Annotated in this window: 20 protein-coding genes and 1 tRNA gene; 10 read left to right on the top strand and 11 right to left on the bottom strand. The window is 65.2% G+C overall.

Features of this window, described 5'->3' with window-relative positions; genetic code table 11:
* Positions 1-115: 115 nt before the first annotated feature.
* Positions 116-1942 carry a translational GTPase TypA gene (gene typA / locus ACQZF9_RS19745; RefSeq protein WP_428310679.1) on the bottom strand — a complete coding sequence of 609 codons (1827 nt, stop codon included), beginning with the start codon at positions 1940-1942 and terminating at the stop codon, positions 116-118.
* 275 nt (positions 1943-2217) lie between these two features.
* Between typA and ACQZF9_RS19740 the strand changes: the two genes are divergently transcribed.
* Together ACQZF9_RS19740 and ACQZF9_RS19735 are read left to right on the top strand one after the other, a co-directional pair.
* Positions 2218-4227, top strand: a complete 2010-nt coding sequence (locus ACQZF9_RS19740; protein WP_428310678.1) for an APC family permease — start codon at positions 2218-2220, stop codon at positions 4225-4227.
* A 21-nt stretch (positions 4228-4248) separates the two neighbouring features.
* Entirely contained in the window at positions 4249-4944 is a 696-nt protein-coding gene (locus ACQZF9_RS19735; protein ID WP_428310677.1) for a haloacid dehalogenase type II, read from the top strand.
* Here the strand turns inward: ACQZF9_RS19735 and purT are convergent.
* On the bottom strand, positions 4941-6137 hold the full coding sequence (gene purT, locus ACQZF9_RS19730) for a formate-dependent phosphoribosylglycinamide formyltransferase (RefSeq protein WP_428310676.1): 1197 nt from the start codon (positions 6135-6137) through the stop codon (positions 4941-4943). The two genes, ACQZF9_RS19735 and purT, sit on opposite strands and share 4 nt — an antisense overlap.
* Positions 6138-6296: 159 nt before the next feature.
* Between purT and ACQZF9_RS19725 the strand changes: the two genes are divergently transcribed.
* The gene (locus tag ACQZF9_RS19725; protein ID WP_428310675.1) at positions 6297-6788 is read left to right on the top strand and encodes a hypothetical protein; all 492 of its coding nucleotides are present in this window, start codon (positions 6297-6299) and stop codon (positions 6786-6788) included.
* 1 nt (position 6789) lies between these two features.
* Here ACQZF9_RS19725 and mutM read toward each other — a convergent pair whose 3' ends face one another.
* The 5 genes from mutM to ACQZF9_RS19700 all read right to left on the bottom strand — a co-directional run bounded on the left by mutM (position 6790) and on the right by ACQZF9_RS19700 (position 11808).
* The gene (mutM, locus tag ACQZF9_RS19720) at positions 6790-7608 is read right to left on the bottom strand and encodes a bifunctional DNA-formamidopyrimidine glycosylase/DNA-(apurinic or apyrimidinic site) lyase (protein WP_428310674.1); all 819 of its coding nucleotides are present in this window, start codon (positions 7606-7608) and stop codon (positions 6790-6792) included.
* 13 nt (positions 7609-7621) lie between these two features.
* A complete protein-coding gene (locus tag ACQZF9_RS19715) occupies positions 7622-8563 on the bottom strand; it encodes a DUF4340 domain-containing protein (protein WP_428310673.1) in 942 nt (313 codons plus the stop codon).
* 182 nt (positions 8564-8745) lie between these two features.
* Entirely contained in the window at positions 8746-10131 is a 1386-nt protein-coding gene (locus ACQZF9_RS19710; RefSeq protein ID WP_428310672.1) for a GldG family protein, read from the bottom strand.
* A gap of 1 nt (position 10132) precedes the next feature.
* Positions 10133-10876 carry an ABC transporter permease gene (locus tag ACQZF9_RS19705; RefSeq protein WP_428310671.1) on the bottom strand — a complete coding sequence of 248 codons (744 nt, stop codon included), beginning with the start codon at positions 10874-10876 and terminating at the stop codon, positions 10133-10135.
* Positions 10873-11808, bottom strand: coding sequence for an ABC transporter ATP-binding protein (locus ACQZF9_RS19700; RefSeq protein ID WP_428313460.1), 936 nt, complete (start codon positions 11806-11808; stop codon positions 10873-10875). The genes ACQZF9_RS19705 and ACQZF9_RS19700 overlap by 4 nt, the downstream gene beginning before the upstream one ends.
* Before the next feature lie 202 nt (positions 11809-12010).
* Between ACQZF9_RS19700 and ACQZF9_RS19695 the strand changes: the two genes are divergently transcribed.
* Entirely contained in the window at positions 12011-12295 is a 285-nt protein-coding gene (locus tag ACQZF9_RS19695) for an accessory factor UbiK family protein (RefSeq protein ID WP_428310670.1), read from the top strand.
* A 457-nt stretch (positions 12296-12752) separates the two neighbouring features.
* A complete protein-coding gene (locus tag ACQZF9_RS19690) occupies positions 12753-14258 on the top strand; it encodes a YifB family Mg chelatase-like AAA ATPase (RefSeq protein ID WP_428310669.1) in 1506 nt (501 codons plus the stop codon).
* Between the two features lie 98 nt (positions 14259-14356).
* On the opposite strand, the gene ACQZF9_RS19685 is transcribed toward ACQZF9_RS19690, so the two are convergent.
* Together ACQZF9_RS19685 and ACQZF9_RS19680 are read right to left on the bottom strand one after the other, a co-directional pair.
* Entirely contained in the window at positions 14357-15025 is a 669-nt protein-coding gene (locus ACQZF9_RS19685) for a TorF family putative porin (protein ID WP_428310668.1), read from the bottom strand.
* A 292-nt stretch (positions 15026-15317) separates the two neighbouring features.
* The gene (locus ACQZF9_RS19680; RefSeq protein WP_428310667.1) at positions 15318-15800 is read right to left on the bottom strand and encodes a c-type cytochrome; all 483 of its coding nucleotides are present in this window, start codon (positions 15798-15800) and stop codon (positions 15318-15320) included.
* Between the two features lie 181 nt (positions 15801-15981).
* On the opposite strand from ACQZF9_RS19680, the gene ACQZF9_RS19675 reads away from it, so the two are divergent.
* A tRNA-Arg gene (locus tag ACQZF9_RS19675) sits at positions 15982-16058 on the top strand.
* 156 nt (positions 16059-16214) lie between these two features.
* On the opposite strand, the gene ACQZF9_RS19670 is transcribed toward ACQZF9_RS19675, so the two are convergent.
* Positions 16215-16718 (bottom strand): hypothetical protein, encoded by a 504-nt coding sequence (locus tag ACQZF9_RS19670; RefSeq protein ID WP_428310666.1) that lies wholly within the window; start codon positions 16716-16718, stop codon positions 16215-16217.
* A 406-nt stretch (positions 16719-17124) separates the two neighbouring features.
* Here ACQZF9_RS19670 and ACQZF9_RS19665 point away from each other — a divergent pair, with 406 nt between their 5' ends.
* On the top strand, positions 17125-19197 hold the full coding sequence (locus ACQZF9_RS19665) for a TonB-dependent receptor (RefSeq protein WP_428310665.1): 2073 nt from the start codon (positions 17125-17127) through the stop codon (positions 19195-19197).
* Between the two features lie 11 nt (positions 19198-19208).
* Here the strand turns inward: ACQZF9_RS19665 and ACQZF9_RS19660 are convergent, their stop codons facing one another.
* On the bottom strand, positions 19209-20633 hold the full coding sequence (locus tag ACQZF9_RS19660; protein WP_428310664.1) for an aromatic ring-hydroxylating oxygenase subunit alpha: 1425 nt from the start codon (positions 20631-20633) through the stop codon (positions 19209-19211).
* Between the two features lie 450 nt (positions 20634-21083).
* Here ACQZF9_RS19660 and ACQZF9_RS19655 point away from each other — a divergent pair, with 450 nt between their 5' ends.
* The 3 genes from ACQZF9_RS19655 to ACQZF9_RS19645 all read left to right on the top strand — a co-directional run bounded on the left by ACQZF9_RS19655 (position 21084) and on the right by ACQZF9_RS19645 (position 25963).
* A complete protein-coding gene (locus ACQZF9_RS19655) occupies positions 21084-21788 on the top strand; it encodes a TetR/AcrR family transcriptional regulator (RefSeq protein ID WP_428310663.1) in 705 nt (234 codons plus the stop codon).
* Positions 21789-21956: 168 nt separating this feature from the next.
* Positions 21957-22703, top strand: coding sequence for an SDR family NAD(P)-dependent oxidoreductase (locus ACQZF9_RS19650; protein WP_428310662.1), 747 nt, complete (start codon positions 21957-21959; stop codon positions 22701-22703).
* Between the two features lie 614 nt (positions 22704-23317).
* Positions 23318-25963, top strand: coding sequence for a TonB-dependent receptor (locus ACQZF9_RS19645; RefSeq protein ID WP_428310661.1), 2646 nt, complete (start codon positions 23318-23320; stop codon positions 25961-25963).
* Positions 25964-26018 lie beyond the last annotated feature (55 nt).

Below are 26018 nucleotides of genomic sequence, written 5' to 3'. Positions count from 1 at the left end.
TCGTCATCCCTGACTGACGTTACATGTACGCGCGATATTTAGGGGGAACGCTGTCGCAAATGCAAGTAAGGCCGGGCATTTTCCCCGGCCTTACTTGGAGACAGCGTGATGCGCTTCAGCCCGAACGCTTGCGCTCGTGTTCCTTCAGGAACTTCTTGCGCACGCGGATCGAGGTCGGCGTCAGCTCGACGAGTTCGTCCTCGTTGATGAACTCCAGCGCCTGCTCCAGCGAATGCTTGACCGGCGGCGTCAGCAGCACCGCTTCGTCCGAACCCGAGGCGCGCATGTTCGTCAGCTTCTTGCCCTTGAGCACGTTGACGACGAGGTCGTTGTCGCGCGAGTGGATGCCGACGATCTGGCCTTCGTACACCTCGACCGCCGGGTCTACCATCATGCGGCCGCGCTCCTGCAGGTTGAACAGCGCGTACGGCGCGGTCTTGCCGGTTTCGTTGCTGATCAGCACGCCGTTGTGGCGCTGGCCGATGTCGGCGTTGTCGGCCTGCGGGCCGAAATGGTCGAAGTTGTGGAACAGCAGACCGGTGCCCGAGGTCATCGACATGAACTCGGTCTGGAAGCCGATCAGGCCGCGCGACGGGATCATGTAGCTGAGGCGGACGCGGCCCTTGCCGTCCATGACCATGTCGAGCATCTTGCCGCCGCGGCCGGCGAGGCCGGTGATCGCGCCGCCCTGGTTGGCTTCCTCGACGTCGGCGATCAGCGATTCGTAGGGCTCGCAGACCACGCCGTCGATTTCCTTGAGGATGACCTGCGGACGCGACACCGCGATTTCGTAGCCTTCGCGACGCATGTTCTCGAGCAGGATGCCCAGGTGCAGCAGGCCGCGGCCGGAGACGCGGAACTGGTCGGGCGCTTCGCCCGGCTCGACGCGCAGCGCGACGTTGGTGCGCAGCTCGCGCTGCAGGCGGTCGCCGATCTGGCGGCTGGTGACGAACTTGCCTTCCTTGCCCGCGAACGGCGACTTGTTGACCTCGAACACCATGCTCATGGTCGGCTCGTCGACCTGCAGCGTCGGCAGCTGTTCCGGCACCTTCGGATCGCAAATCGTCTCGGAGATGCCGAGTTCTTCGATGCCGGTCAGCGCGACGATGTCGCCGGCCTCGGCCTCGGGCACTTCGATCTTGTCCAGGCCCATGAAGCCCAGCACCTGCAGCACGCGGCCCATGCGCACCTTGCCGTCACGGTTGACCACCGAGACCGGCGAGTTCGCCTTGATCTTGCCGCGCGAGATGCGGCCGGTGCCGATCACGCCGACATAAGAGGAATAGGCCAGCGAGATGACCTGCATCTGGAACGGGCCGTCCGGATCCACCGCCGGCGGCACGACCTTGTCGACGATGGTCTGGTACAGCGGGTCCATGTTGCCTTCGCGCACGTCGGAGCTCATGCCGGCGTAGCCGTGCAGCGCCGAGGCGTAGACGATGGGGAAATCGAGCTGGGTGTCGTTGGCGCCGAGCTTGTCGAACAGGTCGAACACCTGGTCGACGACCCAGTCCGGACGCGCGCCGGGACGGTCGACCTTGTTGATGACGACGATCGGGTTCAGGCCCATCGCGAACGCCTTCTGCGTGACGAAGCGCGTCTGCGGCATGGGGCCGTCCTGGGCGTCGACCAGCAGGCAGACGCAGTCGACCATGCTCAGCACGCGCTCGACTTCGCCGCCGAAGTCGGCGTGGCCGGGGGTGTCGACGATATTGATGCGGTACTGGGTGTCGGTGCGCTTGTCGAGCCAGCGGATCGCGGTGTTCTTCGACAGGATGGTGATGCCGCGCTCGCGCTCCAGGTCGTTGGAGTCCATCACGCGGTCGCCGAGGTTCTCACGGGCGTCGAGGGTCTGGGACTGGCGCAGCAGCTTGTCGACGAGAGTGGTTTTGCCGTGGTCGACGTGGGCGATGATGGCGATGTTGCGGAGATTCTGAATCACGAGAAGGACACCGGCTAAAACACTTGAGAAGAATGCAAAGTTTTAAGTACGGGGCAGCGACGCTGCCCCGTGTTGACTGTCCAGGCCATGGATGGCCTGGTCTTGGCCAGGACGGCAAATAGCCCAGGGATGGCCAAAATGGCCGCGGAGTATACGCGCAGCCGCTTGACACCGCATCTGTCATGCCATCACGGACGCGCGTTCCCGACTAGAATGTCGGTTTTCCGCCCGCCCCGAGCTGCCAGCGATGACGTTTCAGCCATGAGCATCCTGAAATGAGCATGCTGAACAAGGCGCGCCGGGTTCTGGTCGGCGAGAAACTCGACCCCTTCGACCCCAAGGTCCGGCACAACATCGCGCTGGTCGCGATCCTGGCCTGGATCGGCCTGGGCGCCGACGGCCTGTCTTCGTCGTGTTATGGCCCGGAAGAAGCGTTCCTGGCGCTGGGCGAGCACACCAGCATCGCGCTGTTCCTGGCGCTGGCGACCGCAGTGACGGTATTCGTCATCGCCGCCAGCTACAACCAGGTCATCGACCTGTTCCCCTCCGGCGGCGGCGGCTACAAGGCCGCGACCAAGCTGATCGGGCCGAAAGCCGGCCTGATCAGCGGCTCGGCGCTGATCGTCGACTACGTGCTGACCATCGCGATTTCGGTGGCCAGCGGCGCGGATGCGCTGTTCAGCCTGCTGCCGCAAGGTCTCCACGGCTGGAAGCTGGCGACCGAGGCGCTGCTGGTGGTCGGCCTGCTGGTGCTCAACCTGCGCGGCATGAAGGAATCGATCCGCGTGCTGGCGCCGATCTTCCTCGGCTTTGTCGTCACCCATGTCGCGCTGATCGTCTACGGCATCGGCGCGCATGCGAGCGCGATCGGCACGCTGTGGCCGAACAGCGTCGCCGAGGCGGAAAAGATCAGCAAGGAAAGCGGCATCCTGTTCGTGATCGCGCTGTTCCTGCGCGCCTACTCGATCGGTGGCGGCACCTATACCGGCATCGAGGCGGTGTCGAACAACATCAACATGCTGGCCGAACCGCGCGTCAAAACCGGCCACTACACGATGTTCTACATGGCGGTGTCGCTGGCGCTGATGGCCGGCGGCATCATCATGCTGTACCTGCTGTGGGACGCGACGCCGACCCCGGGGCAGACGCTCAATGCCGTCACCTTTCGCGATGTCATCGAAAGCGTCTTCGGCGCCGGCCAGGTGTCGAACATCGCCCTGGGTACCGTGCTGCTGCTGGAAGCGGGGCTGCTGATGGTCGCCGCCAACACCGGCTTTCTCGGCGGCCCGGCCGTGCTGGCGAGCATGGCGTCGGATCGCTGGGTGCCGCGCCAGTTTCGCCAGTTGTCCAATCGCATGGTCACGCAGAACGGCGTGCTGCTGATGGGCATCGCCGCGCTGGTCATCGTGCTGTCGACGCGCGGCCGCGTGTCGCTGCTGGTGGTGCTGTACAGCATCAACGTGTTCATCACGTTTACGCTGACGCTGTTCGGCCTGTCGCGGCACTGGTGGCAGCAGCGCCGCTACATCCTCAAGTGGAAAGGCCCGCTGCTGCTGTCGCTGATGGGCCTGGCCGTGACCGCGTTCATGCTCACCGTGATCATCGTCGAGAAGTTCCTGCTCGGCGGCTGGGTCACGCTGCTGATCACCGGCGCGGTCGCGGCGCTATGCATCATGGTGCGCCGCCATTACGACGACGTGCGCCGGCTGATGACACGCATCGACCAGTACGCGCCGCGCGTGAGCTGGCTGGAAGAGCTGCAGTCGCCGCCGCTGGATCCCAAAGGCTGCACCGCGATCATCCTGGTCGGCGCCAATCGCGGTGCCGGCTATCGCACGCTGGAATGGGTGCTGGACAAGTTCCCGGGCAAGTTCCGCAACTTCGTGTTCGTCGCCGTCGGCGAAGTCGATCGCGACGCCTTCGACAGCGAGCGCAGCCTCGCCGCGTTGCAGGCGCGCCTGCAGAATTCGCTGGCCTATTTCATCGGCTACTGCGCCAGCCAGGATATCGCCGCGACCAGTTACGAATCCTACGGTGCCGATCCGCAGAGCGAGCTGACCCAGCTGGTCGACAAGGTGTTCGAGGACTATCCCGACAGCGTCTGCTTTGCCAGCCGCATCGTGTTCCGCGACGAAAACCTGTTCACCTCGCTGCTGCACAACCAGCTGCCGCTGGCGGTGCAGCGCCATCTGCACGAGGCCAGCCGCGAGATGATCGTGGTACCGGTCAAGCTCAGCGAAGAAGACATCATGCCGGCTGCGCCGCCGCGCGCGCCGGTGCACTAGCCAGATGCGGCCGGCGCGCCGATGAGTGACATCCGCGTACTCGCCTTCGACGTCTTCGGCACCGTCGTCGACTGGCATGCGTCGATCAGGGCCGAGGTAGCGCAGCTGTTACCGCAGGTCGACGCCAATGCCTTCGCGCTGGCCTGGCGCGACGGCTATCAGCCGGCGATGGACAAGGTCAACGCCGGCACGCTCGGCTGGACCCTGATCGACGATCTGCACCGGATGATTCTCGACGAGGTGCTGCGGCGGTTTGGCGTCACCACGCTCGGCGAAGCGCAGATCCGCCATCTCAACAAGGCCTGGCATCGCCTGGCGCCGTGGCCCGATGCGGTGCAGGGCCTGACGCGGCTGAAGACAAAATTCACGATCTGCACCTTGTCCAACGGCAACCTCGGCCTGCTCAGCAACATGGCCAAGCACGCCGCGCTGCCTTGGGACTGCATCCTGTCGGCCGAGGTTTTTCACCGATACAAGCCGGACCCCGCGACCTACCTCGGCGTCGCGAAAATTTTCGACCTGCGCCCGGAGCAAGTGATGATGGTGGCCGCGCACCACAGCGATCTCGATGCAGCGCGCGCCTGTGGCCTGAACACCGCGTACATCGAACGGCCACTGGAATTCGGATCGACGCGGACGAAGGACGTGGCGGACAACGGCGCCAATGGCTATCACGCGAAAGACATCGAGGCGCTCGCGTCGATGCTCGGCGTCTAGCCGACGCTGACTTTCGCCGCCGCGCGCCGCGCTTTCGCACGCGCCGACTCGATGTCCTTGTCCAGCGCCAGTGCCACACCCATGCGGCGCCGGCCGACGATCTCGGGCTTGCCGAACAGGCGCAGCTGCGTGTCCGCTTCGGCCAGCGCATCGGCGATGCCGCTGAACGTCGGCGCGACGCGATCGCCTTCCATCAGCAAGGCGCAGGATGCGGCGGCGCCGCGCTGCGCAATGTTCGGAATCGCCAGGCCCAGGATCGCGCGCGCATGCAGCGCGAACTGCGACAGATCCTGCGCGATCAGCGTGACCAGGCCGGTGTCGTGCGGGCGTGGTGAAACTTCCGAGAAAATCACCTCGTCGCCCTTGACGAACAGCTCGACGCCGAACACGCCGCGGCCGCCGAGATCGGCGGTGATCGCACGGGCGATCTGCTGCGCGCGCTCCAGCGCCCTGGCCGACATCGCATGCGGCTGCCAGCTTTCGCGGTAATCGCCGTCGATCTGCAGATGGCCGATCGGCGCGCAGAACGAGGTCTGGATCTCGTCCTGGTTCGCGCCGTGACGCACGGTCAGCAGGGTAATTTCGTAATCGAAGTCGATGAAGCCTTCGACGATCACGCGGCCGGCGCCGGCCCGGCCGCCGGCCTGGGCGTAGTCCCAGGCTTTTTGTATGTCGGCGTCGCTCTTGACCACGCTCTGGCCCTTGCCTGATGAGGACATCAGCGGCTTGATCACGCAGGGCGTGCCGAGTGCGGCGACCGCGGCGCGGTACTCGGCCTCGTTGTCGGCGAAGCGATACGGCGAGGTCGGCAGCCCCAGCGTTTCCGCGGCGAGGCGACGGATGCCCTCGCGATCCATCGTCAGCCGCGCGGCACGCGCGGTCGGTACCACGTTCCAGCCTTCGGCTTCGAGCTCGAGCAAGGTCGGCGTATGGATCGCCTCGATTTCCGGCACGATCAGATGCGGCTTTTCCAGCTCGACGATGCGCCGCAGCTCGGCGCCATCGAGCATCTTGAACACGTGGCGGCGATGCGCCACCTGCATCGCCGGTGCGTTGTCGTAACGGTCGCAGGCGATGCATTCCACGCCGAGCCGCTGCAGTTCGATGACCACTTCCTTGCCGAGTTCGCCGGAGCCGAGCATCAGCACGCGGGTCGCGTTCGTGGACAGCGGAGTTCCGATGGTCGAGGGCATGGGCGTTCAGTCGGGCAGAGAGGCGGTAATTATGCCCGCCGTGCGATTCAGCGGCAGGCCAGCCTCGACGCCTAGCCTGAACGATCTGCAAACGAAAAAGGCGGCGGACAACAGGCAAGCCGTCCGGCATCGTCGTTCAGTGAACACATGGAGGTGCTCATGAACACACAACGCGCCATCGGCGCCCCGGCCCCCCACGCGCCGCTGCGCGCTTCGCATCTGGCGATTCCGGCCGCAGTGGCTTTGGCCGCGCTCGGCTATGCCGGCATTGCTCATTTGCGCAGTCTGGCCGCCGACGCCAAGCCGGTGCAGGACAGCCCGGGCTGGTACAGCGCCGATGTCGTTGAGAGTGATTCGCCGCGCGCGCGCCGGTACAGCGAGCATCGCCAGCTGGCGGTGCATCTGCCCGACACCAGTCCGGCGAAAGTCGCGGTCAGCGGCGGCGAGCCACAGGCACTGTTGCTGCCACCGTCGAACACCCTGGCCGACAGCCGCGAGCGCGCGCTGCAAGCCGGCGCGGAGGTCGATCGCAATCGCAACGTGGTGCTCTCGGCGGTGACCAACGAGGGCGCGCGCATCGAGTTCGTGTTTCACGACGATGGCAAAGCGTTCGCTTCGACCCCTCGCTATGCGCCAGCTGACGGACGCTGATTCAGCGCTGGCACTTCGGGCAGAAGAAGCTGGAACGCTGCCCAATGACCAGGCGTTTGATCGGCGTCGCGCAGCGGCGGCAAGGCAGCGTGTCGCGGCCGTAGACGTACAGATCCTGCTGGAAATATCCCGAGGCGCCGTCGGCACCGGCGAAGTCGCGCAAGGTGGTACCGCCTTGCACGATCGCCTCGTTGAGCACGTCGCGAATTTTCTGTGCCAGTACGTCGTAGCGCGGCCGGCTGACATCGCCGGCCGCGCGCGTCGGCCGAATGCCGGCGCGGAATAGCGATTCGGCCGCGTAGATGTTGCCGGCGCCGACGACGATGCGGCCGTCCATGACGAAAGTCTTCACCGCTGCGCTGCGGCCGCGCGACAGCCGGTGCAGATAGGTGCCGTCGAACTCGTCCGAGAACGGCTCCGGGCCCATGCCGATCAGCAGCGGATGCGCGGGCTCGTCATGCAACCACAGCAGCACCGCGCCGAAGCGCCGGGGATCGTGGAAGCGCAGCAGCTTGCCGTCGTCGAGTTCGATGTCGACATGGTCGTGCTTGACCAGCGGATGGCCGTGATCGAGCACGAACAGCCGGCCGGACATGCCCAGATGGATCAGCAGGCGATCGCCGCTGTCCAGATGCAGCAGCAGATACTTGCCTCGGCGGCTGGTGCCGACGATCGTGCGGCCCTGCACCTGCTCGTTCAGCAGCGCCGGCACTGGCCAGCGCATCCGCGATTCGCGCACGACCACGCTCCGGATGCGGCGGCCCTCGACGAAAGGCGTGATGCCGCGTCTTACGGTTTCGACTTCGGGCAGTTCGGGCATCGCGCGCTGTCGTTTACGGCGTCTGCGTTTCCGCTGGCGGCGTCGCTGTCGATTGCGGGCTCGGCGATGCGGCGGCCGGCGTGTCGACACCCGGCGTTGTCGCCGGCGCCGTGTTGGCCGCAGCCGGCTCGGCTATTTTCAGCAGGCCGTCGATGTCGGCTTTCGACACCGTGTAACGCACGCCCAGATCGGCGCGCGACAGCAGCAGCTGCGGCTCGCGACTGACGATGTTGAAGCCGAGCGTGCGGCCATCGGCCAAAGTCACGGTGACGGCTTGCGCTTTCGCATCTTCCGGCTCGATGCGCGCGTTGAACATCGCCTTCGCGTTCTTCCAGGCCTCGACCACGGCGAGCAGCTGCTCGGGCCTGGCCTGCGGATGATCCGGCGACGACCAGACGCCGCCGGCGGTTTTCTCGATGCTCAGACCGGGAGCGGCGATGCGCGTGATGTCGGCATGGGCCGGCAGCAGGTTCTTCGCCACCAGATCCGAGTAATCGGCGTCGAACGCGGCGCTGCCCGGATCGTCGATCAGCGCGATCTGCTTGCCGTCGACCAGCACGTAGCGCCGATATTTCAACGGCTCTTCGCCGCCGAAATCGATGGTGTGCTCGTTGACGGTGATGCGATAACGCGCCGGTGCCAGGCCCAGTTCCTTCAGATCGCCTTCGGCCAGCGTCTGCTGCACGCCGGTGTCGGCCAGACCGATCAGCGCGTTGGTCTCGAAAGGATCGGTCTCGGCCTGCACCGGCGCGGTCAGCATCCACACGTCGTTCTGCTTGGCGAGGCGAATCGCCGGCGAGCCGGGATGCTCGATGACGATGCTCGCGACCGCGCTCTTGTCCAGCGTGGTCAGCGGCGGCTTTTTTTCTTCGGCCTTCTTCTGGCCGAACCAGACCGCGACGCCGAGGCCGGCGACGACGACCAGCAGCGCGATGTTCAGATGGTGGCGTTTCATGCGATTTCCGGCTCGACTGTTTTCAGCACTGTTTTCAGCGACACCCCGTTCGTCCCGAGTAGCCGCAACGCGGCGTATCGAGGGATCCAAACGCAAGGGCGGTGCGCTCTCTCGATACGCCCGCGCAAGCGCAGGCTACTCGGGACGAACGGAGGATGGTGCGGATTCATCTGCGAACGTGGCTATTTCCGGCGCCGCGCAAACCAGCGGCCGATGCCGATGCCGAGCAGCAGCAGCGGCAGCGCAATGACGAAGCCGCCGGCGAGCACGGCGATCGCCCAGTCCGGCAGGAACAGGTCGACGTCGGGCGCCTTCGGAATGTCGATGTTCATCTGCCCGTCGCGCGCCGCCAGCCACTGGACCGTGTTGAGTCCGAGCTGCTGGTTGCCGAGCTGGCCGAGGTAGGCATTGGAGATGAAATCGGCGTCGCCGATCGCGACCACGCGCTGCTGTGGTTTCGGTGGCGGCGGAGCATCGGGCGCAGCCGGCGTGGCCGGCGGCGTCGCATTGGGGCGATCACGCGTCAGGCTCATGCCGATGTTCAGCGGGCCGGGAATGTCGCCTTTTTCCGGCTCCATCTGCACCGGGCCACCGTCGAGCGCGCCGGTTTCCAGCCACGCGGTTTCGGTGGTCACCAGCAGCGGCGCCGCGGTCCAGCCGCCGTCTTTCTTCGCGACCAGCGAACGCACCAGCGGGAACAGCGTGACCTGCTGCAGGCCATCGGTGATCGCCGAGGGCGGATAGCCGAGTGCCGCGTAGATGCCCGGATGACCGGTGCCCAGCGCCTCGTATTCCGGAAAGATCGCGTAACCGTTCTGCCAGGTGATGCCGAGCGTGTCGGCGACGGCTTTCAGACCCGGATCGTTGTCCGGATCGGCCAGCCACAGCAGGTTGCCGCCCTTGGTGACGTAGTCGTTGACGATCTTGATTTCGCCTTCGAGCAGCGCCGAACGCGGGCTGGCGATGACCAGCACCGAGGTGTTGTCCGGAATCTGCGGCGTCTTCACCAGGTTCAGGCCCTGCACCTTCAGGCCCTTGTCCTTGAGTACCTGCGCGAACTGCGAGAGCGCTTCCGGGCCCTGGCTGTTGGTGTCGCGCTCGCCGTGGCCTTCCAAAAACACGATCCAGTTTTCGCCGGTGTAGCTCAGGCGCTGCAGCGCGGTGGTGATCGCCTGCTCGGACAGACCCCGCAGGTTTTCGCGGCGGCCCTGATATTCCAGCACCACCTCACCAGCGGAGCTGATGTTGTAGTCGCGCACCTTCTGCGGCGATGCCGAGGGATCGATGAACTGCACTTCGATGTCCGGCTTGACGCGCTTGTAGCGGTCGACGAAGAACTCGATCGACGCGCGCTCGTCCGCACCCGGATAGGCGAAGGCGATGAACTTCAGCGGCTCCTTCATCGATTGCAGCTGCTTCTGGCTGGCTTCGGTGAGCGTGTTGCGCTTGCCCGCGGTCCAGTCCCAGTGCGCGTCGTAGCGCAGCGACAGCCAGCCCAGCATCACCAGTACGATCAGGAACAGCAGGCCGCTGATCGCCTGCTGCAGATAGAGGTTTTTCTTTTTCATGTCAGTTGCGCTCCATGTCGAGGCGGAGCACGGTCAGCCACAGGAACAGCGCAGTGAACAGCAGGTAGTAGACGACGTCGGAGGCATGGAACAGGCCGCTGATCAGATCCTGGTAGTGGCTGATCAGCGACAGGTATTCGAAAGCGCTCTTGAAGCCGCTGTCGAAACTCGCCGGCATGCGCAGCAGCCAGATCAGCAGCAGCAAACCGAACGCGCCGATCGCGGCGATCGTCGGCTCCTTGGTCAGCGAGGAGATGAACATGCCGGCCGCGCCGAAGGACATCGTGATCAGGAACAGGCCGAGCAGGCCGGCCGCGAGGCGGCCCAGATCCAGATGCACCGCCGGCAGCAGCGCCGCCGGCATCACCGCGAGCAGCAGGATCAGCGCGGCGACGAAACTCAGCAGGCCGAAGAACTTGCCGAGCACGATGTCGGTCAGCGATACCGGCGCCGAGAACAGCAGCGTCAGCGTATTGCTTTTGCGCTCCTCGGCGAACAGCCGCATCGTCATCAGCGGCATCACCAGCAGCAGCACGATGGTCGCGGTGCCGTAGAGACCGCCGCCGATGAAGTCCGAGACGCCGGTGTACTGGTCCGCGGTCTGATAGTTCTGGATGTACTGCATCAGCATGCCGATGTAGACCCAGCCGAAAATCACCTGCGTGATCGCGAGCACCGCCCAGGCCAGCGGCGAGACGAAAATGCGCCGCGCCTCGTGGCGCGCGATGGTAAAGACCGGGCTCATGCTGCTTCCCTCAAGGTGGCGTCGCCCGATGTCAGTTCAACGAAGATTTCCTCCAGCGTGCGCGTCTCCAGCCGCAGCTCCTGCAGGCCCCAGTTGCGCTGCACCGAGGTCGTCACCAGTTCGCTGCGCGGATCGGCGCCGTCGGCGAGTTCCAGCAGAAAACGTCCGGCCGGGCCGTTGTCGACTTTCTGCACGCCGGCGAATTTCAGCTCGCTGGCCGCCGGCGGATTGGTGAACGCCGCGACCAGGCCGCGCCTGCCCAGATGCGCGTCGATGCTGGCGTCGTACACCAGCCGCCCCGCGTTGATGATCATCACGCGGCCGCAGACTGCGGTGATCTCCGGCAGGATGTGACTGCTCAGAATCACGCTGTGATTCTTGCCGAGCTCAGCGATCAGGCTGCGGATTTCGCGAATCTGGATCGGATCGAGGCCGACCGTGGGCTCGTCGAGCACGATCACGTCGGGGCGATGCACGATCGCCTGCGCCAGGCCGACGCGCTGCTGGTAACCCTTGGACAGGTTGCCGATCAGCCGCGAGCTCATATGCGTCAGGCCGCAGTCGCGTTTGGCCTGCGCGACGGCCTCGCTACGCTGCTTCTTGGCGATGCCGTGCAGGCCGGCGCAGAAGCTCAAGTATTCATCGACGGTCAGCTCCGGATACACCGGCGGCTGCTCAGGCAGATAGCCGAGATGCCGCTTGGCCGCCTGCGGCTCTTCGCGCAGGCTGATGCCGCGTATCAGTACATCGCCGCTGGTAGGCGCGAGGTTGCCGGTCAGCATTTTCATGCTGGTCGACTTGCCGGCGCCGTTGGGGCCGAGCAGACCGAGCACTTCGCCTTTTTTCAGCGTCAGATTGAAGTCGCCCACCGCGAGGTTGGGGCCGTAACGGCGCGACAGGCTGCGCGCCTCGATCAACGAATCGCTATCCATCATTCGGGTTTCAGTTTTTCTGGTGAAGGATCGTGACGAACCGGCAGGCCGCGTTCGCGGCTCGCCGGGCCGCGGTGGGACCGCGGCGGCGGCAGCGGGTTCCGTGACGGCGCTGCGGCGCGGCCATTGTACGGTCAGCCGTCGATCGGGCATGGTCGGTACACTGTGCGCCGTTTGCCCGCTGCCGCGCCGGAGTTTGCCCATGCTGGACCCGCAGAAGATCGAAGACGTCGCCGCCCGCCTGGCCTCGGTGCTGCCACCGGGCCTGCTCGGCCTGCGCCGCGAGCTGGAAGAAAACTTTCGCGCGGTGCTGCGCGCCAACCTGGAGCGCTTCGACCTGGTGTCGCGCGAGCGCTTCGACATCCAGGCACAGCTGCTGTCACGCACCCAGCAGCGGCTGCTGCAGATGGAACAGCGCCTCGCCCAGCTCGAAGGCGAGCCGGCGTTGCCGCCGAAGACGGTGCAGGTCGGCGAAGGCGAGATTTGAGCGCCCCGATCGCACCGAATTTCCAACCGACCCCCGTTCGTCCCGAGTAGCCGGGCTCGCCCGGCGTATCGAGGGAGCGGACCGCGGTCGGGTCCCTCGATACGGCTCGCAAGCGAGCCTGCTCGGGACGAACGGAGATCAGCTCAGGCGGCAATGACGGCAACAACGGCCTCGCCCGGCTCGAAGGCGAGCCGGCCGCGCCGCCGAAAACCACGCGGGTCGGCGAAGGCGAGATTGAAGCGCCCCGATCGCACCGAATTTCCGACCAAACCCCGTTCGTCCCGAGTAGCCGGGCTTGCCCGGCGTATCGAGGGAACGGACCGCGGTCGGATCCCTCGATACGGCTCATAAGCGGGCCTACTCGGCACGAACGGGGATCAGCTCAGGCGGCAATCGCGAGCCACAAATGAGCGCTGGTTCCACGCGGTGATTGCGGCGCAGGCGGCATGCTCGCCGCATGTCGCTCGCCACCGTGCTCAGCCGCGCCCAGAACGGATTGACGGCCGATCTCGTGCGCGTCGAAGTGCACTTGGCCAACGGTCTGCCGGGGCTTGCGATCGTCGGGCTTCCCGAGGCTGCGGTTCGCGAGGCCAAGGACAGGGTCAAGGCCGCGATCACCACCTGCGGCTACGAATTTCCGAACCGCCGCATCACCTGCAACCTGGCACCGGCCGATTTGCCGAAAGAGGGCGGGCGTTTTGACCTGGCCATTGCGCTCGGCATCCTCGCCGCTTCGCAGCAGATCCCCGCCGAAAAACTCGACGGCCTGGAAGTGCTCGGCGAGTTGTCGCTGTCCGGCGAGTTGCGCGCGGTGCGCGGCGCGCTGCCGGCGGCGCTGCAGGCAAAACGCGCCGCACACGCGCTGATCGTGCCGCTGGCCAATGCCGAGGAGGCGGTGCTCGCCGCCGGCGTGCGCGTGATTGCCGCGAGGCACCTGAGCGAACTCTGCGGCGCGCTGCATGCCGGCGAACTGCCCGAGTTCTTCGCGACCCACGCGCCCCCCGATGCCAGCCCCGATGCACCCGACATGAGCGAAGTGCGCGGCCAACCGCTGGCGCGGCGCGCGCTGGAAATCGCCGCCGCTGGGCAACATTCGCTGCTGATGATCGGTCCGCCGGGTTCCGGCAAAAGCATGCTCGCCGCGCGTCTGCCCGGCCTGTTGCCGCCGATGAGCGAGGACGAGGCGATCCAGATCGCCGCGATCGCCTCGGTCGCCGCCAGCGGCTTCGATCCGCGGCTGTGGAAGCGTCGCCCGTTTCGCTCGCCGCATCACACTGCCAGCGGCGTCGCGCTGGTCGGCGGCGGCTCGTCTCCACGTCCCGGCGAAATCACATTGGCGCACCTCGGCATTTTATTTCTGGATGAGCTGCCGGAGTTCGATCGTCGCGTGCTCGAAGTGCTACGTCAGCCGCTGGAGACCGGCGAAGTCACGGTTTCACGCGCGGCCAGACAGGAAGATTTTCCAGCCCGGTTCCAGCTGATCTCCGCAATGAACCCCTGCCCCTGCGGGTTTCTCGGCGATTCCGACAATCGCTGCCGCTGCACGCCCGACCAAGTCGCGCGTTATCGCGGCCGCGTGTCGGGGCCGCTGCTGGATCGCATCGACCTGCAGATTTTCGTGCCGCGCATCGAGCGCCAGGCGCTTTTGCAGCCGGTCGCCGCGGCCGAGTCCAGCGCCCTGGTGCGCGCGCGCGTCTGCGCCGCACGCGAGTTGCAGATGCGCCGCGCCGGCAAGCCGAACCAGCTGTTGAACGCGACCGAACTGGAGCGCGATTGCGCGATGGATGCGGCGACGCGCGCACTGATCGAGGCGGCGATGCAGCGCCTTCATCTGTCGGCTCGCGGCTATCACCGCGTGTTGCGTGTCAGCCGCACGATCGCCGATCTGGCGCAGCAGCCGCTGCTGACGCAAGCCCATGTCGCCGAGGCTTTGCGCTATCGAGAATTCGAGCGCGGACCTTGAAGCGGGCAATAAAAAAGGGCTGCCGAAGCAGCCCTTTCATGAAACAAACATTGGCGCGCGTGCCGGTGAGCCGGTCGCTTGCGCCTTCGTCTCAATGCTTACAGATCGAACGCCTTCTTCAGACCCACGACGACGGTCTCTTTGCCGAGCGTGTCGTCTTCGGAGTTGCCGATCACGGCGAAGCTGAAGGTGTAGCCGCCTTCAACCGTCTTGGCCAGCGTCAGGCTGTAGTCGAAGTAGTCCTTGAACGCGCCGCCGAAAGCGGTTTCGATGCCGTCGCCGGCGCTATAGCCGACCTGCGGCGTCAGGGCCAGGGTTTCCGAAATCGCCAGCGCGTAGCTGCCGGTGATGTAGTAGGCCGAGTCCTGCGTGGCGCCGAATTCCGGGCTGTAGAAGAACTTCGCGCTCAGGCCCGAGAACGACAGGCCGCCGTAGACTTCCGAGTAGTTCAGCACCGGCGCATCGCGGTAGCCGTAGAAAATGTAGCCGACATCGTAGCCGAGGTCGCCGGCCTTGCCGGAAAAGCCCACGTAGCCGTCGGTCTCATAGGTGCTGCTATCCAGGCTCGACACCCAGGTGCCGATGTACAGACCGGATTCGTGCGCGTAGTCCAGGCCGCCGTAGACCTGAGCCGAGCCGCCGCCGAGCGACTGTTCGACGCCGCGGAACAGATAGTCGCTGACGACACCTGCGTTGCCCGTGGCACCGGCGAATGCGCTGCTGCTTGCCAGCGTGGCTGCGGCGGCAACGAGAACCTTCATCTTCATATCAAAACCTCTCCTGTGGAATGAAATAACCGCGCGCCAAGGAACTCCCCAACAGGCCGGCGCCGCCCGTGAAAGGCCGAGACGGCCCTTCAAGCTTTCTACAAGTCTGTGATCCCGCAACCCCGGTCGACCGGCGACCCCTGTGAGTGAGGCCGGTTTTCCCTCATTTTTTGCCCGGCCAATTCCCTAGTGCGAGCTGTCAAGCAAACGTCATGCCGACCGGCTCAGCGCGGATTCAGGTGGTCGGGCAAGAAAAAACCCGCTTCCGCGGGTCTTTTCGGGAATCGGCGTCTTAGCCGCCGCTCTTTTTGAGCATGAATTCGACGGCGGCGTGGACTTCGTCGTCGCTCAGATCCGGATCGCCACCGCGCGCCGGCATGCTGTTGATGCCGGAGATCGCCTTCTTGGTCAGGCCGTCGAGCCCGCCCTGGCTCTTGGAGCGCTCGCTCCAGACCGCGGCGTCGCCGATTTTCGGCGCGTTGAGCACGCCGCTGCCATGGCAGGCGGTGCAGACCTTGGTGACGATTTCTTCGCCGCTCATCGCGGCGCGGGCCGGCTTGGCCGTGGCCTTGAGCAGCGCGTCCGGGTCGGTGAACACCTGCGTGACCGGCTTGACGCGGCTTTCGAGCGCGGCGATCTGCTCGGCGTTCGGGCCTTCGGGCGTCGGGATCAGCAAGCGGGCAACGGCCGCAATCACGATCGCGATGCCGGCAAGAATGCCGAGCACGACACTGAAATTGACGAAGAAAACCTTGTCGTGATTCTGGTGTTCCAAAACTGGCTCCCCTACGAGGTGGCTTGGCCCCAAAGCGGCGCGAAGTATAACGGGCAAGTGATTCAATGAGTAAGCAGGCAATGGCGCTGGAGGCGGTTTCGGCCGATTGGCGACAACAATCGGCGCCCGGAGCGCACTTCAAGCTAGCCGGAACGCCGGCTCGTTGTAGAATCGGCGCCACGCGCTCGTAGCTCAGCTGGATAGAGTACTGCCCTCCGAAGGCAGGGGTCACTGGTTCGAATCCAGTCGAGCGCACCAAATCAGCCCTTAAGGCCTCAGCCGCGATGTCGGTTGGGGCCTTTTGCTTTGTTGTGGCTGTTCCTGACCTGGGCAGATCGATCGGGCACCGAGACCGCTGCTCGATTTTGGTGCGGCAACCGGCTCGATCTGAGACGCGCGTCCGGCGCGATCGCTTCACTCCGTCGCGCTGGGGGCGCTGCCGCCTTCGCTTTCCCAGCGCCCGACTTCTTCAGCCGGCGCGGTCGCCACGCCGGCCTTCGTGCGCTCGCGGTAGGACCACAGCACCGATCCCGCCAGCGCCGTGATACCCAGCGCCGATGCCCGCGCCACGTTGTTGATCAGTCCCGTCGCGGAACCGCGGCTCAGCCAGCCCAGGGCCATGCTCGCCAAAGCGGCGGCCGCCAGCGATTCCCTGGGATGGGCGACCAGCTGTGCCTCCAGCTCGGTGGCCGCAGTGCGCGAGCGTTCTTGCACCTGTCTGGGCAAGTCGCTGAGCCGCTGGGTCGCCGAGGCCAGACTGGCTTCCAGCTTGCCGCGCGCGAGCGTCACCGCATCTTCGGTCAACAGTCGGGTGGCCTGAAGCAACTCCTGCGCATGCGTGGTCAGCGTCTGCATGTCCACGATCAGCTGATCGCGGGCGTCGCTGACCAATTCGGTATCCAGGCTGGCTTGATTCATCGTGCACATCCTTATGAGCGAGGGGTGGGGGCGGAAGCTCCGCCAGGCCAAGGCTGCCTGCTCTGGATTATTGCGCCTGCCGCTGGCAGCGGGCTGAACCAGCCGAATCGTGCACTCAGTTTTCGCTCCTGATCCTCAGGAACACCGGAATGGGTCTTTCGATTTCACCGTCGGCCTTTACCGGGTCCGGGCCGCCCACGATCGGCCTCGAACCCGGGGTGCCCGAGGGTCTCGTACGAGCGGGCATCCTCAAGGGCGCTGCGGCGCATGGCACGCCGCGGATCACGCCTGACAGACGCCGGGCGGTGCCGGCTCTGCATCTACTTATTGGCCGGGGGCGAATGTCTTAAGGAATTAATATGAAGAATCTAGACTTCTTCATACACGGACATCAGGGGGCACGGCGATGAAGCGAGCGGCAGGCGGGTTGATGGCGGTTTGCTGCGCCTGGGCGCCGACGCTGCTGGCCGGCGGCGTGCCGGTGGTAGAGCTGCCCGAGATCCAGGTCAATGGCGAGACGCCGCTGGAGGGCACCGCGACTTCGTCGACTCAGGGTTATGTCACCGCCGACCAGCTCGCCGAGCGGCCGATTTCGCGCAGCGGCGAGCTGCTGGAATTCGTGCCGGGCCTGATCGTCACGCAGCACAGCGGCGAGGGCAAGGCCAACCAGTATTTCCTGCGCGGCTTCAATCTCGACCACGGCACGGACTTCTACACCGAGGTCGACGGCCTGCCGGTCAACATGCGCACGCATGGCCACGGCCAGGGTTACGCCGATATCAATTTCATGATTCCGGAGCTGATCGGCTCACTGGAATATCGCAAGGGTCCTTACTACGCCGACGTCGGCGACTTCGGCGCCGCCGGTTCGGCCAAGCTGCGCTACGTCGACGAAGTGCCGGCGACGATGGCCAAGGCCACGCTCGGCGAATACGGCTATCGCAGCGCGCTGCTGGCGGCCTCGCCGCAGCTCGCCGGCGGTTCGCTGCTGCTGGCCGGCGAGGCCACGCATTACGACGGTGCCTACGATCTGAAGCAGGACGCGAAGATCTACAAGGGCATCGCGCGCTACAACCAGGGCACCGACGCCGACGGCTTCACGCTCGGCTTCCAGGGCTATGGCATCGACTACTTCGCACCCGACCAGATTCCGCTGCGTGCGGTCAAAAGCGGCCAGATCGACGAGTTCGGTTTCATCGACGGCAGCGACGGCGGTGACGTGCGCCGCTTCAGCCTCAATGCCGAGCTGCGCAAGCCGGCGGCGCTAGGCCACTGGAGCGCGAGCGCCTACGCGCTGAGCTACAAGATGCAGCTGTATTCGGACTTCACCTATTTCTTCAGCGATCCGGATGACGGCGATGACCAGCCGGACGACCAGTTCGAGCAGTACGACGATCGCAAGGTCTATGGCGCCAGCCTGAAGCGCTACTGGCTGTTGCCGTTGAAGCTGCCGATCGACATCGAAGCGGGCGTACAGGGCCGCTACGACGACATCTCGCCGGTAGGCCTGTATCTGACGCACCAGCGCCAGCGCACCTCGACCGTGCGCGAGGATCACGTCAAGGAAGGCAGCGTCGGCCTGTATCTGAGCAGCCGCCAGCAATGGACGCCGTGGTATCGCACCGAGTTCGGCGTGCGCGGCGACTGGTACGACTTCGACGTGAACAGCGATCTGGCGGCGAACTCCGGTACCGCCGACGATCATCTGCTGGCGCCGAAAGCGGCGATGGTGTTCGGGCCATGGAAGCGCAGCGAGCTTTACCTGAACTACGGCGAAGGCTTTCACAGCAACGATGCGCGCGGCACCACGATCACGCTCGACCCAACCGATGCGACGCACACCACGCCGGCCGATCGGGTGACGCCGCTGGTGCGCGTGCGCGGTGCCGAGGTCGGCGTCACCACGGCGGTGATTCCGCACACCAAGCTGACCGCGACGCTGTGGCAGCTCAAATCGGATTCCGAGCTGGTCTATGTCGGTGACGCCGGCAACAGCGAAGCGGGTCCGCCGAGTACGCGTCGCGGTGTCGAGCTGTCGGCCTACTACGAGCCGTTTACATGGCTGGCGATCGACGCGGATTACGCGTATTCGCATGGACGTCTCGATGTCGCCGCCAGCGAAGGCGACCGCATTCCGAATTCGATCGAGGACGTGATCTCGTTCGGCGTCACGATTCCCGAGACGCACGGCTGGAGCGCCGGGCTGCGGGTGCGGCGCCTCGGCGAAGCCGCGCTGGCCGAGGACAACAGCGCACGTTCCAGGCCCACCACCGTGGTCAACGCGCAGGGCAGTTATCGCTGGCAGCAGAAGTATCAGATCCAGCTCGCGGTGCTGAACCTGTTCGACAGCGACGACAACGACATCACCTACTACTACGAGTCGCGGCTGCCCGGAGAGCCGGCCGAAGGCGTCGCCGACTATCACTTCCATCCGGTGGAACCGCGCGCGGTTCGCGTCAGCCTCGGCGCGAGCTTCTGAGCAACCGCGTCTCAGCTTTCGGCGAGCAGGTAGCGGTCCAGCTCCTGGTGCATGTTCAGGATCATTTTCTCCTGATTGATCGCCAGCCAGGTCTGTCGAATGCCCTTGGAATGCAGGCCTTTCTGCATGCGCGGGATATTGCCCAGATCCTGGCGCGGGATCAGCAGCACCTGCTCGGGGTCGTACATGTCGGTAACCTGCACGACTTCGGCGCGCTCCACCTGATGCCCTTGCGGATAGGTCGTCGTCGACATGATCTCGAAGATGCAGCTGTCCGGATCGTTGCCGTTGGGACGCACGCGGTAAATCATCGCGTTGCCGGCCTGCGGCAGGATCATCACGTTCGGGAAGATGAAAACCTCGCCGCCCCACATGCCGAGATTTTCCGGCGTCGGCGCCGGCATCGGCCGCTTCAGCTGCGCGGCCTGGGTGTACAGCGCCTTGATGTATTCGCCGCCCAGGCTGGAACCTTCCGGAATCTCCTTGCCGCGCAGTGACAGCAGCACGTCCACGTCCTTCTGCAGCACCTGCGCGTCCATGCCGGTGACCAGCAGCGACAGTCGCGCCGCCATCGATTCCAGCAGGGTGTCGGCGCGCATGTCGCTCATGTGCCCCTGCATCGGCGTCTTCTTGCCGCCGATGAAACGGCCGTGGCCCTTGTCGAAGGTTTCGTAGACGACATTGCGATGGGTGAAGTCGACGAAGTCGGTTTCGGGCGCCAGCCCGCTGACCACCTTGGCGCCCTTGACCTCGAGCTGCGGGTGCGTCGCCGGCACGTGGAAGGCCTCGAAGAATGCCTCCTGCGCGACTTTCCAGTTGGCCGGCACCGGGATCGACTTCCACCAGTAGTGGCGCATGTCGCTGATCGCCATGCCGTCGATGATCGCGCGCACTGGCGCGATGAAATCGTCGAAGCTCTGCTGCGGGTTGCGGTCCAGGTTGATGAACACGAATCCGGCGTAGACCACAGAATGCACTTCCTTCAGTGCGACGTGCTCGTCACGCAGATCGCCGTTGCGGAATTCCTGGCGCTCGAGGATGAACTGCACCTGGCCTTTCAGATTCCAGCGCCAGCCGTGGAACGGGCACATGATGCGGCCGTGCTCGAAGCTGCCACAGCCCGAGCCGAGCGCGGTACCGCGATGCGGGCAGACGTTGTGATAGGCCTTGATCGTGTCGGCATCGACGCGCACCAGCAGCACCGACTGGTCGCCAATGTCGTACACGGTGTAGTCGCCGGCCTTCGGCAACTCGTCCAGGCGCGCGGCGGCCTGCCAGACCTTGCTCCACAGCTTGTCGTATTCCAGCTTGGCGAAAGCCGGATCGATATAGCGGCCGACGCTGATGCCGTGGGGCATCGTGTTCCAGCTCGGTGGCCAGGAGGTGCCACCCTGCGCCGCACTTTTCTCGGCCGATCGTGGTGCCAGCTCGTTCATTGTTATGTGTCCTCCATGGGCGGACTCGCGCCGCCGTGTGCACGGAATCTACGCCGACGCCAGCGCCGATTTCAAGCGCAGTGTGGCGCAAAAACCAGTCTGAAGCGGCAAATGCACATCACTGATGACCATAATCGGCATCGTCGCCCGAGCGCCTTCCGGGCACCTGCCGCGCCGGTTCCCGGCGCTGGCGGCAAATGGGGGTTGGTTTTGCCGGGCGCGCATATCGGACGGCGTCCCGGAGCCTCTGCGCCAGCGCGCCGGCGGTTTCTGCAATGGCCGGCCGGCCTTGACGTCGCCATCCGCCGCCGCATAGGCCGTCGCTGGCGAATGCTATATATTTCAAGTATTAGGCGGACGTGCGAAACCCGAACCCAGCGTGTATGGCGGTTTTATGTCGGTTTCGAGCAATATCCGCTAGCATCGCGCGATTAACCTTACAGGCTGGGGATGGCATTGAAGAAGAACGACACGGCTGCCGCCAAACCGCGGCGTCGGCGGGATCCCGATGGAACGCGTGCCGCGATCCTGGAAGCAGCCGGCACGCTGCTGGCGAAGGATGGCCCTGAAGGCTTGAGCGTGTCCCAGGTGGCCCAGCTCGCCAAGGTCAACCGCGGCACCGCCTACCAGCACTTCCAGACGCGCGAGCAGCTGGTCGATGCGACCACCGGCTGGGTCAGCGAGAGGCTCTGCGACGCAGTGTTCGGCGACAAGCTCAATGGCCCGATCGAGCTGGTCGATCCCCAGGAAGTCAGCGAGCACATGACCCTGTTCGCGATGGAAAACCCGGAGCTGGGCCGCGCCTGGCTGTTCCATGTGCTGAGCTCGCCGCATCCGGCCAGCGACCCGTTCTGGAAGCTGTACCGCCAGCGATTCCAGAAGTTCGCCAAGTCCGATGCGGCCCAGCCCGGGATCGATGTCGACGTGCACACCGTGCTGATGATCATTGGCACCTTCCTGTGGCCGGTGTGGGCGCGCGCCCACACCCGCACCGCCAAGGAGCGCACGACCATGGCCAAGCGCTTCTCCAGCGAGATCGTGCGCCTGAGCCTGTACGGCAACATGCGGCCTGAGAAGTATCCGAGCCTGGCCGCGCAGATTCCGAAAAAACCAACGAAGAAAGCCGCCGGCGCAACCAGCCGCAAGGCCAAGTAGCCGGCTGCGCGGCGAAGACGCTCCAGGCGCCTTCGCCGCGGCTGTGCCGGCCGCTCATCAACACTGCTGTTGAATCGGCGCTTGATTAAGCATCGCCCCCTGCCCTAAGTTTTGTGTTCGCCTCGGCACGCCGGCGGCGAATCAAACCTTACGACAGGAGAGCGCTGCATGTCTTTCGACGGAAAAGTCGCCATCGTCACCGGGGCTGCATCGGGCATCGGTCTGGCCACGGCCAAGCGCCTGGCCCGTGACGGCGCGCGGGTCGCGATCTGGGATCTCAACGAAGCCGGTGCCGCCGCCGCCGCAGACGACATCCGGCAGGCCGGTGGCCAGGCGATCGCCAGCCGTGTCGATGTGTCGCGCCGCGATCAGGTCGACGCCGCCGTGCAGCAGGCGCACACGCAGTTCGGCGCGATCGGCATCCTGGTCAACAATGCCGGCATCACCCTGTTCCGCAGCTTTATGGAGATGGATGAGGAGACCTGGGACAAGGTCATCAGCGTCAACCTGAAGAGCATGCTGGTGTGCACCCAGGCGGTGCTGCCGGACATGCTGCAGGCGAAGTGGGGACGCGTCATCAATGTCTCGTCTTCCAGCGCGCAGACCGGCTCGGCGCAGATGAGCTGCTATGCGGCGTCCAAGGGCGGCGTGATCGCTTTCACCAAGGCGCTGGCGCAGGAAGTCGCATCCAGCGGCATCACCGTGAACAACGTGCCACCGGGTTTCGTCGACACGCCGATGCTGCGCGGCAGCCCGATCGGCAGCGTCGTCGATCAGGTTGCCGCGGCTTCGCCGATGAAGCGCGCGGGACGGCCCGAGGACATGGCCGCCGCGATCGCGTTCCTGGCGTCCGAAGACGCCGGCTACATCACCGGCCACACGCTCAGCGTCAACGGCGGCCGCTACTCGAACTAGTCCGACCTTGCGCAAACTCGGCGCGGCGATGCGCGCTGGCGCCTGATGCGAGCGCTCGCCGTGTCCGAAGCGGCTTTTGACGAAAGGCATTGTGCAAAGCTGTCAGCGCTCTGCCGCCATTGCGCGTGCGAGCAAGCACATCGCGACGTGCCGGCTTAGCGCCCCGTATTGACTGCGCGTTCATTGCGCGCAGGTACTCGCCATCTTCCTGTCGAAACCCGGCCATTGCGATGGCGTTGTGTCGCCGTCTGGCAGCCGCTGCGATGCCGGCTATCGGTTGCAACTCAACAGCGTTGACTGATAGCGATTTCCGGGAGTAGCGTCCATTGCCGTCGCGTTGCGACGGTGTGCAGGCGTCCGAAGAGTCGCACTGCGCGCTGCTAGTCCGGTGAGCGCAAAAAAAGATGGTGTGGCGGAGAGGGGTTCCTGGTTGCAGCACCCGAATGGCGTGGTGTCCTTGCAGTCGCGTGGCCGCATAACGCGGACGTGGCGGCATTGACGTGGCGCGCTCTGGTTCTGGACCCGTGGCGAAACTTCTCGCTCCACCGGCGCCCGATGTACGCCGATCAGCGCGCACAAGCGAGTGCTGCCATCCAATGGTGTGAGGAGAAGTGATGAACGACAGAAACAGCAGGGTGCCGTTGTCGGGTTCCTTATGCGCGATGCTGGCCCTGGGGCTGGCATGGCCGGCCGTCGCGCAGCAGACGGCGGTGGAAAGCGAAGCGGCTCCGAGCGCCGAGGCGGCAACGCCGGCAGCGGAAGAACCGGCGGCCGATGCCACGCCCGCGGCGCAAGCCGGCGGCGCCCCCGATGACATCGGCGAAGTCATCGTCACCGCACGTCGCATCGAGGAAAAGCTGCAGGACGTGCCGATTTCGATCACGGTATTCAACCAGGATCAGCTGAGCGATCTCAACGTCACCAGCGCCACGGACCTGGCTGCGTTCACGCCTTCCTTGACTGCCAACAACAACTTCGGCGGCGAGAACGCGAGCTTCGCGATCCGCGGCTTCGTGCAGGACGCCGGCACCGCGCCCTCGGTCGGTACTTATTTCGCCGACGTCGTCGCGCCGCGCGGGCCGACGCAGGGAACCCAGGCCGGTGACGGCGTCGGACCCGGCAGCTTCTTCGATCTGCAGAATGTGCAGGTGCTCAAGGGCCCGCAGGGCACGCTGTTCGGTCGCAATACCACCGGCGGCGCGGTGCTGCTGGTGCCGCAGAAACCCACCGGCAATACCGAAGGCTATGCCGAAGGTTCGATCGGCAATTACGGCATGCGCCGCTTCCAGGGCGTGTTCAATACGCCGTTCGGTGAAGGCGCGCGTTTTCGCGTCGCCTACGACCACCAGACGCGCGACGGCTATCTGAAGAACGTCGCCGATGTCGGCCCGAGTGCCTACAACGACATCGACTACGACGCGGTGCGTGCGAGCCTGGTGCTCGACCTGAGCCCGTCCGTCGAGAACTACACCATCGCGTCCTACAGCAAGTCGGACACCAACGGCAGCGTGCAGAAGCTGATCGACTGCAACCCGGCGGGCGCTGCTCCGCAGAGCCAGGCGGACTTCGCTACCGGCCTGCGCAACTTCATCGGCGTGTTCTCATGTGGACAGCTCGACGCGCAGAAAGCTGCCGGCAAGAACGGCTTCTACGACGTCGCGGGCGCGGTAGACGGCGCGGTGTCGCGCATCGAGCAGTGGCAGGCGATCAACACCACGACCTGGAACGCCAGCGACAATCTGACGGTGAAGAACATCGCCAGCTACGCGCAGTTCAAGGACTACCAGAAGACGCCGCTGTTCGGTATCAACTGGGATGTCGCCAACCTGTCACCGGCCTACCAGCCGCTGTTTTTTCGCGGCATTCCGCAGATTTTCACCGGCATTTTCCCGGCGCCGGGCCACCGCACTGCCGACCAGTCGACCTACACCGAGGAAGTGCAGCTGCAGGGCGGCTCTGACGACAACCGTCTGACCTACCAGACCGGCGTCTACCTGGAATGGAGCGACCCACTGGGCAAGTCCGGCAACCAGTCGCCGCAGCTGGTCAACTGCGCGGACGTTGGCACGCTCGACTGCTTCGACTCGCTGGGCAGCACCTTTACCGCGCTGTCGGGCTTCGCGCAGGAAACCCACGTCGGTTCGGTCAACTACACCGTGGGCGAAACCACTTATCGCAATCAGGGCATCTATGCGCAGTCGACCTATGCGCTGACCGAGCAGCTGAAGCTCACCGGCGGTATCCGCTACACCCGCGACAAGCAGACCAACGACGCCACGCGCATCACCTACCAGTTCCCGGTGGTGCCGCCGTATACCGACGCGCCGACGGCGACCTGCACCGATGCGGCCAGCTCGCCCGGCTGCGACGCGGCGTTCGAGAAGAAATCCAGCAAGCCGACCTGGCTGATCGACCTGGACTACTTCCCGATGACCGATGTGCTGACCTACGCCAAGTACGCGCGTGGCTATCGCGCCGGCGGCGTGTTCTCGAATGCGCCCAGCGGCCTGCGCACCTTCGATCCCGAGAAAGTGGACAGCTTCGAAGTCGGCATGAAGACCAGCTTCCACGAGGTCGTGCGCGGCACCTTCAATGTCGCCGCCTTCTACAACGATTTCTCCAACCAGCAGCTGCAGTACGGCTTCAATGCCAGCGTCGACGAGAACGGCACGCCGTCGCCGGTTTCGCCGACCACCGGCATCGTCAATGCCGGCAAGTCGCGCATCTACGGCGCTGAAGTCGAAGGCTCGATCAACCCGTTCAGGGGCCTGACGCTGCAGGCCAGCTACACCTATCTGAACGCGACGATCCGCAAGATCGACCCGGTGGTGAGCGCCGATCCGAACTACGTCGCCTCGACTGCGATTGCGCCGGGTGATCCGCTGGCGCTGTCGCCGAAGAACAAGCTCAGCCTGGGCGGCAGCTACACGCTGCCGCTGGACGCCAGTATCGGCAAGGTGTCGCTGGGCCTGAACTACGTCTACACCGACAAGCAGACCACCAACTACATCTACGACGACGCGACGACCGCGATCTACGGCAGGAGCTACGCGCAGATCGACAGCCTGAACCTGCTCAACGCGAATGCCGGCTGGGAGCAGTTCTTCGGCACCCCGGTGGACCTGTCGCTGTTCGCGACCAACCTGACCGGCGAGAAGTACTACCAGTTCATTCCGGGCCTGGGCAACAACGGCGCCGAATTCGCCACGGTCGGCGAGCCGCGCATGTACGGCATGCGCCTGCGCTATCGCTTTGGCTAGCGCGACAGCGAGGTCGTGAACCAGAAAGACGGCGGCATTAGCCGCCGTCTTTTTT

Origin of the sequence: Hydrocarboniphaga sp. (genome assembly GCF_965279055.1) — a bacterium.
Taxonomy (GTDB): domain Bacteria; phylum Pseudomonadota; class Gammaproteobacteria; order Nevskiales; family Nevskiaceae; genus Hydrocarboniphaga.
Note: the sequence above shows the minus strand (reverse complement) of the source record. Positions and strands in the feature narration are given on the sequence as shown.